The organism is Microcoleus sp. (genome assembly GCF_049646505.1).
Lineage (GTDB): Bacteria > Cyanobacteriota > Cyanobacteriia > Cyanobacteriales > Microcoleaceae > Microcoleus.
Genome location: NZ_JBARVX010000343.1, coordinates 1 through 11,117, shown reverse-complemented (window position 1 = coordinate 11,117; position 11,117 = coordinate 1). Strand labels below are relative to the sequence as shown.

10 protein-coding genes are annotated in these 11,117 nt (G+C 47.8%); 5 read left to right on the top strand and 5 right to left on the bottom strand.

All coding sequences use genetic code 11. The features are described 5' to 3' along the window. On the bottom strand, window positions 1-1,554 hold a 1,554-nt coding region (locus tag WBA89_RS17700; RefSeq protein WP_424408515.1), incomplete at its 3' end, for a tetratricopeptide repeat protein. Between the two features lie 888 nt (window positions 1,555-2,442). After that, window positions 2,443-3,774 (bottom strand): P-loop NTPase fold protein, encoded by a 1,332-nt coding sequence (locus WBA89_RS17695; protein ID WP_424408513.1) that lies wholly within the window; start codon window positions 3,772-3,774, stop codon window positions 2,443-2,445. A gap of 338 nt (window positions 3,775-4,112) precedes the next feature. On the opposite strand from WBA89_RS17695, the gene WBA89_RS17690 reads away from it, so the two are divergent. Next, window positions 4,113-5,018, top strand: coding sequence for a cell division protein FtsQ/DivIB (locus WBA89_RS17690; protein WP_424408511.1), 906 nt, complete (start codon window positions 4,113-4,115; stop codon window positions 5,016-5,018). A gap of 378 nt (window positions 5,019-5,396) precedes the next feature. After that, complete coding sequence (ftsZ, locus tag WBA89_RS17685) at window positions 5,397-6,671, top strand: cell division protein FtsZ (protein ID WP_424408509.1); 1,275 nt, start codon at window positions 5,397-5,399, stop codon at window positions 6,669-6,671. A gap of 37 nt (window positions 6,672-6,708) precedes the next feature. On the opposite strand, the gene WBA89_RS17680 is transcribed toward ftsZ, so the two are convergent. Next, the gene (locus tag WBA89_RS17680) at window positions 6,709-7,473 is read right to left on the bottom strand and encodes an MBL fold metallo-hydrolase (RefSeq protein WP_424408507.1); all 765 of its coding nucleotides are present in this window, start codon (window positions 7,471-7,473) and stop codon (window positions 6,709-6,711) included. A gap of 189 nt (window positions 7,474-7,662) precedes the next feature. On the opposite strand from WBA89_RS17680, the gene WBA89_RS17675 reads away from it, so the two are divergent. From WBA89_RS17675 to WBA89_RS17665, 3 genes are read left to right on the top strand one after another with little or no spacing between them, the layout of a single operon-like run. Further along, a complete protein-coding gene (locus WBA89_RS17675; protein WP_424408505.1) occupies window positions 7,663-7,827 on the top strand; it encodes a hypothetical protein in 165 nt (54 codons plus the stop codon). Further along, window positions 7,821-8,630 carry a bifunctional hydroxymethylpyrimidine kinase/phosphomethylpyrimidine kinase gene (gene thiD, locus WBA89_RS17670; RefSeq protein WP_424408503.1) on the top strand — a complete coding sequence of 270 codons (810 nt, stop codon included), beginning with the start codon at window positions 7,821-7,823 and terminating at the stop codon, window positions 8,628-8,630. The genes WBA89_RS17675 and thiD overlap by 7 nt, the downstream gene beginning before the upstream one ends. A gap of 50 nt (window positions 8,631-8,680) precedes the next feature. Beyond that, window positions 8,681-8,842 (top strand): hypothetical protein, encoded by a 162-nt coding sequence (locus WBA89_RS17665; protein ID WP_424408501.1) that lies wholly within the window; start codon window positions 8,681-8,683, stop codon window positions 8,840-8,842. Here WBA89_RS17665 and dndE read toward each other — a convergent pair. Together dndE and dndD are read right to left on the bottom strand one after the other, a co-directional pair. Next, the gene (gene dndE, locus WBA89_RS17660; protein WP_424408499.1) at window positions 8,839-9,240 is read right to left on the bottom strand and encodes a DNA sulfur modification protein DndE; all 402 of its coding nucleotides are present in this window, start codon (window positions 9,238-9,240) and stop codon (window positions 8,839-8,841) included. The genes WBA89_RS17665 and dndE overlap by 4 nt on opposite strands. A gap of 266 nt (window positions 9,241-9,506) precedes the next feature. Further along, on the bottom strand, window positions 9,507-11,117 hold a 1,611-nt coding region (dndD, locus tag WBA89_RS17655; protein ID WP_424408497.1), incomplete at its 5' end, for a DNA sulfur modification protein DndD.

The following is an 11,117-nucleotide window of genomic DNA, read 5'->3' as shown; positions in this document are numbered from 1 at the left end:
CAACAGTAAAAGATACGAACTGCGATCGGATTTGGGATGTTGGATTTTAGATTTGGATTCGCTGGTAGACTCGTTAGTAGCTACAAATTCTGGATAATTTCCCTCAAATCCCAATCTCAAATCTTCTATCAACAATCTCAAATCGTTAGGCGTTTGATCCAAAATCGCCAAAGCCAATTCGGCTAGCTGGCGGGCTTGACTCCACCTCGACTGTTCCAGCGCAACTTCAGCCAAAAAGCCGTAATCTTGAGCCAATTGGCTGGGAGTACCGTAAGTGAAGTGCAACTGCAAGGAATTTTCAGCTAGTGCTTGCAACTCTCCCCAAGCTTTCAAGCGCTGCAACACTTGTCCCAGATGTGCCGTCACCTCAGCTACTAATTCCGGGCGCGACGCAAGAGAGAAGGCGTTTCTAGATTGTTCCAGGGCGATCCAAGCTTGTTCCCAGTGGTGGCGGTTGGCTACCGGATTTCTCGCTGCCTGCAGGCGGTGACACAATGCTATGTGAAACAGCACTATGCCTTCTCTCTCTAAAAATAAGATGTTGGGTACAGGATTTAACAAGCATGAGGAGAAGGTTTGTCGGTCTTCGGAATGTTCCCAGTTGGCCAGTTCCCAGTTGCCGGTTTGCTGCTGCCAAAATACTAAGCTTTCTTGGTAGTGAATTAAAGCAGTTTCGGTTTGGTCGCTGACATAGTAATCTCGACCGAGAACAAATTGCAGGCTGGCTTTGAGGGCGGGTTCTAATTCTTGACCGCGATTTTGTAAATCTTTTAAAGCTAATTCTAGTTCTCGGCGCGACAAAGAGCCGATCGCCAAATCTAGAGTATTGCCGGGACTCAAAGGCGAATAGGAGTGTACGTCCGACTGTCGTTTGTTTTGAGGTTGAGAGGTTGAGGTAACAAAGCGTTCTCCGGGGCTGATGGAGCGCTCCACCAATGCGCCTTGTTTCCAGTCGATTTCGTTGGTTGAAAAATTAGCGAGGGTGCTGGCAGTGCTGCTGCCGAGTTCTCGATCGAATTCTCCTATTTTAAATATACTATCGGCTCGCCCGCTCAGGAAAGTAATTAATTCATCAACGGCCATTTCAAATTTAATTGTGGCTGCAGCCCAACTTTTGAAATCCGGGGCGAGACGAATCATTTTAGTCACAATGTCATCTGTTACCCACAGGATCACTGGACAGGAAAAATTTTTGCGAAATTCGTCTCGCACTTGATTGGTAGAAGCCATCAGTTCGTCGATCGCCGCGACTGTTTCTAAACCGAATACCATCAAAGCCGAGGCGGAACCGACCGGTGAAGACTCGTTCTGGAGCGTGTTTGCCACCAGGTTAGTGTAGAGGGTTTTGACCGATGGCGGCAGGACGATATCTTGAATTGGAACTGGGGACATTTCTCGCAGCCGCTGCGCCCAGCGCTGCCGCAACTCCTCGTAGTTGCAGCGCACCAAAATTAGCGAGAATTGCTTTTGAGACATTGCGATGGATCTTACCAGAGTTTTGAGCGATCGCTCGTTGTAGCTGGCGGTTTGTTGTTGTTTAAGTAGATCGGTCATGCGTGCACCCCTTTTGCAGAAATCAATTACCTAACGATCGCCGATCGTGACTGAAACGGTATCTACTTAGAGATGCTCGTTCCCGTCCAGCGCTTTATATCTGTAGGAATACGTAGTTTTTCGTACTTCTCCTATGAAAACTTACACATTCATTATGTTCGAGCTAAACACATCATACATCTCAATCTCAGAGAATGCGAAACTTGACAGTAAAAATTAAAGTTAGCTTGATTTTATTTTTTATGAGTTACAGATAAAATGCTACAGATTGTAAATAGCCCCAGTTAATTTTATGAATAATTCCCGCCACTAGCTATTAGCAAACAACTCAGGTATATCTGTAGCAGGCATTCCGAAAACAATCTATAAAAATTATCGTCCGGGATGAGATTAGTTGAAGTTAAGAGCAACAGGTAAAAAAAGATATAGGGGGTCTGGCATTGCAGATATGAGAGTAGAGATTGGAGAAAGTCCTTGGTGGTGGCAAATTTTTCCGGGGCCATAAAGTTCGCGACTTTCCCCAGCAGCAAACAAGAATTAGCCAGCGGTTTTTGCCGCTGGCTGCGTGTTCTATTCGATTGCAAAAGTTGGGAGTTGTGAGCGGTGAATCTGAAATTAAAGAGTTTCTTGAGTCACCGAGAACGGGGTGTGGGCGGTAGGGGAAGATATTATATCCCCGCACGCTACAGGTAAAATCCCTTGTTTTAAAATATGGAATACAAAAAAGATGTGTTTCTCGGCACGTAGCGCCCACAAATGAGCGTTTCCTTACTTGAAACCCCTGATTTTAATTATCGGGTTCCCTGCACCCCACACCCCACACCCCACACCCTATTCACTGGCGGCTTTAGGGATTGGAGATGTGCGAAACAATCTCAAAAATCCCAACTATGTTTTGTGAGTGCTCTGGTGCCATTCTTGATATTTTCTGGTTTCTGCTAGGGCTGGATTGATGCCAAACCACCGACCTTCTAGATCGCGGTATTCAAAGACAAACATACTTCGCAACAAGATTTGAGACTCTTCTTCGCCGGTTACACTTTGTCGGTTGACAACTTGAAACAGCAGTTCCCATTCCGTGTCATTAATAGCTCCGAGAAGATCGTCGCGGTATTCTTGAATGACGCTTTCGAGACATTCGCGAGAGAAGGGGGGGTCTTCGTGCTGCAAACAGCTATACAACAGCATCAGTAGATTGCGAACGTGACCGCCGCTAATCAGGCAGAGCCTGTCTAAAGTTTCGGGAGAGTCAAAAACTTTGGAAATTAAATCGATGCGTTGAGAAGGAGCAACTGCGGGGAAAGCTCTAGCTAATACTAACTGTCGCAGCAGTGCCATTCCTTCAGAGTGGTTGTCGCCCGATCGCGTTTGCACCGGCACCATCGGCATTACCTTGGGTTTAACTCCAAATCGACTGGCGAGACGGCCGAAATCGTTGGAAAAAATCAAAGTCAGGGGAATCGTGTAGACGACGTGGCAATTGAGTTTTTTCAACTGTTCGCCGCGGTCTAAAAACAGGTATTCTGGTTGAGTGCGTCCGCTGGGTTTGAGGGATGCGTCGAGGCGATCGAGGTTGTCAACGATGACTGCAAGCCCTTTTTTGCCTTTGTGCTTGAGTTCGGTATTTGCTCTGTTGAGGAGTTCTTCGTTGATCGACTGCAAAATGCTGTTGGTGCGGGGTTCGAGATATTGCCGGAGTTGCGATCGCAGTTTGGGAGAGTCTTTAGTTTTAGCAGTAACTCTAGCAATGCCTACAGATAACTCGGCTTCTGCTGATAAGTCGATCGGAGTCTGCAAAAATTCTGCAACTTCTGCAAACAGATTTGTAAAATAGCTCGGTCTGAGTTTGATTTTTGCCGCTTCCATTGTTTCGCTGACTTGGCGGGCAATGCTCAGCAAAATATCGCTGACATCCACATCTCCCATGTCTAAGTCTTGGGAAGACTCGAAGTAGACGACGCAAAAACCCTCTTGCTCTAGCTCAGCTTTGAGTCGAAACAATTCGGTAGATTTGCCGCACCCGATATGTCCTGTAAATAGCTGACAGGTTGGCTCGTCGGGGGAAATCCGGGTAATGGTTCGCTGTAAAGATTCAATGATTTTGCCGCCGCGGACGGAACCAAAATCAATGTAGTATTGATAATCTCCTGGGTCTCCGGCGACAAGGGTTTTGCTCGGGTTGCAGGCTTTATAGAATCTGTCTAATTCGAGTGGGATCACAATTGAAGCCGACTAAAAGTTATAAAAGTTAATTGAAAGTCTAAACTTTCTTTTGTTGAGTTTAGTTTGATTTGTCACCTTTTGCCCTGTGGGGTAATGCCCTAAATACCCAAGCAACCTCTATCGGCCAATCAACCGGGCAGTGCGGGAATTTGAAATTTTTAATTAAGAAATTTTAATTACCTAGCTGGATCGGTGATTTTACTGATATTGGCATCGCTTATGGGTAATTTTGCGGGGATCTGATTAAATGGTAGGGGAGAGAGGGTCTGCTGTGGGCGAGATTAAACAGTTTTGAATTTGTGCTAATCCTTAGTTACTAAATTGTCAAGAGTTAGATGGCTAGTTTTGGAGCGGTTTCTCAAACAGAGTTAGGGCGCAGGCGCCAAGAGCTGCGGCGGCTCCGCCGGGTTCGATCGGCGGCTGTGGTGTGGCAAATGCTGGCAGCGAGCGCAATGGCCGGGGGTTTGTTGTGGTGGATGGCGCAGCCGGCTTGGTTAATTGTCCGATCGGAACAAGTGAAGGTGGAGGGCAATCAGTGGCTCTCTGACAAGGCGGTGCGCTCTTTGATGCCGCTTTCTTACCCGCAGTCGCTGTGGGGGATTCAACCGCAGGCGCTGGCCGAAAAGATGGAGTTGACAGGCCCTATAGCCAAAGCAAAGGTGACTCGCAACTTGTTTCCGCCTTCTTTGACTGTAGAGGTGGCAGAACGGCTGCCGGTGGCGGTGGCGCAGCCGGCGGCGGTGTTGAGATCCAACAGCGACAAGGAAAAAGTGGGATGGCTGGACGCTCGCGGAGGTTGGATGCCGTCGGAGAGCTATACTGCTGCTGCGCGACCGTACAATAGTTCGATCGAACCGGGCAGCGATAGGGGGCGGGGGGCCCAGCATTCTTTGCCAACTTTAAAAGTGATCGGGCCTTTGGAACAGTACCGCGCCTCTTGGCCGAAGTTTTACCAAGGACTGAGCGGTTTGACGGTGAAAGTGTTTGAGATAGATTGGCGAGACCCCAGCAACTTGATCTTGAAAACCGAGATCGGTACGGTACATTTAGGGCCGTACAGTTCCAAGACTGCTTGGCAACTTCAGGTTTTAGACCGAATGCGGCAATTGCCAAAACAGCTAGATTCAAGCAAAATAGCCTACATTGACTTAAAAAATCCTGCATCGCCGATCGTCCAGTTGCCAGAACTTCCCCCTAGTTTGGAGAGCAAGAGTCCCGAACCAACTCGCGGCCAGAATTGATTCTCTGCCAACAGAAAGTAGAAGGTATCTGTCAGCCGGCAGAATTTTTACTGCTGGCGGTCGAGCCGCAGGGCTTGACATAGGGACACTTGTTTGATATTGCCACTGTAGGGAAAAAAAATTCTGAATTTTTTTTCCCTACAGTGCCGTCTCGGGCTATTATCGATTTTTTCTCATTCTGCTTCGCCGTACAAATGCCGAAGGCACGAGTGCCCGAACGGGGTAGAGGCGATGTGTGGGCGATCGACACTGGCAAAATCCGAGATTGCTAACATTGAGCATCGAACTGTGTTAGTTTTTCGGCAACTTTAGCCTATAGTTGATGTGAATTGGCGTTTAGTTAAGTTAAAAAGCTGTAATCTACTATCCCCGACTCTAATGAAGCTTAATAATAGACAGGGGTCTGACCAAGACAGTCCCCCTTCGGAAGAAGTGAAAAATTTTCCGGTGGCTCTCGATTCCGCCAATCCGTTTAGACGCAAGTCTGGTTATGTAAATGTAGATAGTATTGATATCGATCCTATGGTGAATCCCAAAGACATAATGCCCAGCAGTGCCGCGAGAATCAAAGTAATTGGTGTCGGCGGGGGTGGCGGCAACGCCGTTAACCGGATGATTGCGAGCGAGATTTCTGGGGTCGAGTTTTGGTGCGTGAATACCGATTCCCAAGCTCTGGTGCTGTCAAATGCTCCGAAACGCTTGCAAGTCGGACAGAAGCTGACGCGCGGCTTGGGTGCTGGAGGCAATCCGGCGATCGGACAAAAAGCAGCAGAAGAATCTCGCGACGAAGTTGCTAATGCTTTGAATCACGCGGATTTGGTGTTTATCACGGCCGGCATGGGCGGCGGTACGGGCACGGGCGCGGCTCCGATTGTCGCGGAAGTAGCTAAGGAAATGGGCGCGTTGACTGTGGGCATAGTCACGCGGCCTTTTACGTTTGAGGGACGGCGGCGCACCAGCCAAGCTGAGGAAGGGATTGCGGCTTTGCAAACCAGGGTGGATACATTGATCGTGATTCCTAACGACAAGCTGCTGTCGGTGATTTCGGAACAAATGCCGGTGCAAGAAGCTTTTCGAGTTGCTGACGATATCCTGCGCCAAGGGGTTCAGGGTATTTCTGACATTATTACGATTCCGGGTTTGGTGAACGTTGACTTTGCCGACGTGCGGGCTGTCATGGCGGATGCGGGTTCGGCGCTGATGGGCATCGGCGTGGGATCGGGCAAGTCGCGGGCTAGGGAGGCTGCGATGCAGGCTATTTCTTCGCCGCTGCTGGAGGCTTCGTCTATTGAGGGCGCTAGAGGTGTGGTGTTCAACATTACTGGCGGTACTGACATGACGCTGCACGAGGTGAATGCGGCGGCTGAGACGATTTACGAAGTTGTCGATCCGAATGCGAATATTATTTTTGGAGCGGTGATTGACGAGCGGCTTCAGGGAGAAATTAAAATTACTGTGATCGCTACGGGTTTTTCGGGAGAAGTTCCGCCTCCTCCGGCTCCGGGGCGGACTCAAAATGTTAATGCTCCTTGGCGGGCTGCAACAGTGCCTGTGACTCCTGCTCAACAGACGCAAGATCCGAAAACGAAACCGCCGCAGGATTTGGGATTGGATATTCCTGAGTTTTTGCGTAACCGCCGCCCGCCGAAATGATTTGGGATTGAATCTAAAATCTCCAATCTGAAAAATCTCAAATCTCTAGGGTTTGTCCGGGTTCGGGTTCGAGGAGTTGGGTAGCAAGTCCGGATTTTGCGAGCAAATCGCGAAATTCGGGGAGGCTGCCGATCGACCGCACGAACATCGGTAAAATACCTGTAGCTTTAATATCTCCCATCGCTGTAGGCAAGAAATACTTGGGTTTCAAGGTTTGGGCGAGGTTGAGGGCTTCTTTTGGGCCGATGATGATTTGTCCGAGCAAGGGGAAAATTTGACCGACGACTGGGGCGATGGCCACGTCTACGGTGTCGATTTTCTGTTTAACTTTTTCTAATGGCGGTAAGTGCGGTTCGTAATAAAGTGTTTCGCCGCTGCTTAAATCTTTTAACAAGTAGCCGTTTTCTTCCTGTCCGGGCCCGATTTCGGCTCCGGGTACGGCGGTAATTTGTAACTTTTCTTGAAAATTAAATTCTTGCCAATTTGCCAAAGATGTGATATTGGTGTAGCCCAAACTGCTGAGGACTTTGGCGGCGGTGGGTGAGGCGATGGCGGGAGTTGCCCGATCGAGCTGTTGGAGAGTAGGTTTGTGGCAGTGGTCGTCTAAGCCTTGGGAAATGAGGAGGAGGTCGATCGGCGGTAATGTTTGTGGCCCAAAGGCGACGGGCGTGTTGTGGTAGGCGGTGAACAGCCAGGGTTGACCGTAAAATACCAGGGGATCGATTAGCCAGGGATCGACGAGGATGGTTTGGCCGGCGATGTGGAAAATCCAGGAGTTGAGGTCAATGCGGGTGAGTTTCACTGTTTTTGGCAATAATTCTTTACAATTGGTTTAATCATATCAATTCCGGTTGCACCGTCAGATTGTTGACTGTTGACTGTTGACTGTTGACTGTTGACTGTTGACTGTTAAGAGGGCGGGCCCGCACCATCACCGCCCCTACTGACTGTTTACTCGCGGTCGAAAAACTGAATGGTTGAGTGTTAACTGTTGACTCGATTTTATGATTCCGATGCAGGCGGAAAAGATATCATAGCTAATTTTGTGTGGGAATTTGGAACCGCAGATGGAGGCGGATCGGCGCTGAGGAACGCGGATGAAATGGGATGTGTCTGGGAAAATGGGGATTTATTGGCGGTGGAAAAAAGATGGTGAAATCGAGGATTCCTGTGGCTTTGACTGTGGCTGGATCTGATAGCGGTGGCGGCGCGGGGATTCAGGCGGATTTGCGGACTTTTGCGTTTCACTGCGTCCACGGTACGAGTGCTTTGACTTGCGTAACGGCTCAAAATACCTTGGGGGTGATGCGGGTTGATGCTTTGCCTGCGGAGGCTGTGGCGGCTCAAATCGATGCGGTGGTTGGGGATATTGGAGTGGATGCGGTGAAGACTGGGATGCTGCTGAGTCGGGAAATTATGGGGGCGGTGGCGAGGCAGGTAGAAATTTTGAATTTGGGGAATTTGGTTGTCGATCCGGTTATGGTTTCGCGCGGGGGCGATCGACTGATTGATGATGGGGCGATCGCCTTTTTGCGAGATGTTTTGATTCCGCTAGCTGCTGCGGTGACTCCCAATCGTTTTGAGGCCCAGATTTTGAGCGGTTTAGAGATTTTGTCTCTAGAGGATATGCGGGCGGCGGCGCAAGAGATTTATCGCAAAGGCGCGAAAGCCGTTTTAGTCAAAGGCGGCGGGATGCCGGGAGACTTGCGAGGGATTGATGTGTGGTTTGACGGTACGCGGTTGGAGACTTTGAAAGTCGAGACTGTCGATACTAGAAACACTCACGGCACTGGGTGTACTTTAAGTGCTGCGATCTGCGCTAATTTAGCATTAGGTAAAGATTTATTTACCTCGGTAACATTGGCTAAAAATTATGTTACCAATGCTCTGAAATATGCTTTAGATATTGGGGAAGGTCAAGGGCCAGTAGGGCATTTTTTCCCGCTTTTACCGAAGTAAGAAATTATTTGTTACTGGTTATTGGTTATTGGTTATTGGTTATTTGTTATTTGTTATTTGTTACTTGTTTGGGGCTGCTTAACAGTCAACAATCAACAATCAACAATCAACAGTCAACAGTCAACAGTCAACAGTCAACAGTCAACAGTCAACAGTCAACAGTCAACAATCAACAGTCAACAGTCAACAGTCAACAATCAACAACGAGTTAACTTCTTAATTTCTCAGGCGATAAAGCGATCGCCATTAAATCTTCAATTTTCTTAATATTAGGATCGCCCGCTAAATAGCCAATCCCTCGGTGCAAGTGCAGGCGAAATTGTTTAGCTAAAGTTTCTTTTTCTGTCCCTAAATTGTCGTTGTAACAGCGCTGCTTGAGGGCAATAATTAAGATGTCAGCCACATCGCCGCCGAAAACATCCCAGCTTAGTTCGACATTGCTGTCGCTGGGAATCGGTACTGGCGACGGGATGCTGGATTCAGCGAGAGACCTGCAAAATCCCCAGCGGCAGAGGATATTCCACCGATCGATTTTAGTCGATCGTTTCAGTTTTGACAGTTGGTCTTTGGCTGTTTGAGACAAGCAGATGCGATCGACTGGTGGTTCCATGAGTTTGAGATTGTTTGGTATATTGTAAAAAGTGTTAATGTTGGGGAAGCAAAGCCTCTAGATAACCCGAAATAATTAACATTTTTTTACACGCCGCGACTTGATAAAAAGGTTTTTTTTTGGTATTATGATTGTAGTAGGATTTATCCTTAATAATCGGATGTTGGCAAAAATAAAATTTTCGCAACCATCCCATTATACTAAGAATAGTACCGCAACCCCAGGGCAAAGTCAAGGGGTTGCGGCAATTTTTTTAGGGCGAATTTTTATTCCCAGAAATAGCCCGGTTCGACTGTGGTTTGGTGTTTGGCGGGGTCATATTTCAGAAGGTAGCTGTGGGCGATCGCCCCTAATTCTCGCAGTTTATCGTATTCTGTTTTTCTAATTTCGGTGTCGGTGGAAAGCAGGATGACTTGGTGGCTGGCTGAGGGAAAATATCGTTCGACTAGGTTGTTTCTGTGGGAGGAGTCGAGGCGGCCGAGGGGAGTGTCGATCGCAACTGGTAACTGTCTCCCGGATACTCTGGCCAATCCCCACAAAAAGGCGATCGCCAGCAATTGTTTTTCACCCGCAGAAAGTCGGTGTTTGGGTACCGGTTTGCCTTCTGGATCGTAAATAGAAAGGCTGAAAGTTTCGGTATCTATTGCCACTCTGTGCACCAGGTCGGTTTTGTGCAGCAGGTAGCGGAAACAGTCGGTGATTTCTACTTCGAGTTTGTTGAGTTTTTTGAGGGTGAGTTTTTCTTTAAAAAGTTTGAGAGTGTTTTGGGCTTTGGCGATCGAATTGATGACGTGTTGGCTGTTTCTAACTGTGAGATATTCGCTGCTGTAGCTTTCTAATTCTTTCTGGGTTTTCTCTGATTCTTTTTTTAATTCCGCGATGCGGCTGTTGGCTGACTCGCAGGCTGCGGCTGCGATTGCGACTGCTTTTTGGGTTTTCCTGACCTCAGATTCTAGTTTTTCGTAGGCTTCGGGGGAAGCAGCGGCGGCGAGTTGTCTGTCTGTGAAGTCGATTTCTGTTTCGATGTTTTTGATTTCTTCTATTTGTTGGACGGCTAGATTTTGCTGGCTTTGGATTTGGTAGCCCAGCAGGTTTTCTAGTTGCTGGATGCTGTTGTTGTCGGCGTTCATCCAGGGCGCGGTGTCTGTGGCTGCTTGCTGTTCGAGTTCTTGGTTTTCTTGGCGGATGAAATCTTGTATTTTGTCTAGCTGTTGGGGATTTAATGAAATTTCGGCGATGTATTTGAGGAGGCGATCGCTTCTTTGTTTGATAACATTTTGGGCAATCTTTGCTTGCTGCTGGACGGCTTCGGTTTCTGCTTGAACTTTTGCTGCGGTTAGCAAGGGCGAAATTAGGGCTAGCGGTAGGGTGTTGGATGCCAATTCTATCATGGATTGGCGGTTTTTTTCTGCCTGAGTTGTGTAGTCGTTTAGCTGTCTTTCTAGTTGACTGCGATCGGCCGCAATTTTCCCGCCTTGATAAATGAATTTTTCTGATGCTTGTTGCTGGTGTTTTTCAGCTTTTTCTAATTCATTTTTTAAGCTGGCTAATTTTTCGTTAGCTAAATCTGTTTCAGCAGTAATGTTTTGAAAAGTTTGTTCAATTTTTTCTAAAGCTGCCAAGTCTTTTTTACCGGCAATTTCTTTGCGCTTGCGGCCGGCTAATATTTCTAAATCGACGGCGAGGCGTTCTGCTAATTCTAAACCCAACAAAGATTTAATCGCCCCGATCACAAACTCCGGCGGTGTTTCGAGTTCTGCGAGTTCTTTTACTTGTTCGCCGTCAAACAAAAATAAATTGGATATTCCGACTGGTAAAAGGGTTTCGATGTATTCGTCCCAGGTGTTAGTAATTGCTTTGTCCGACCACCAATCGTT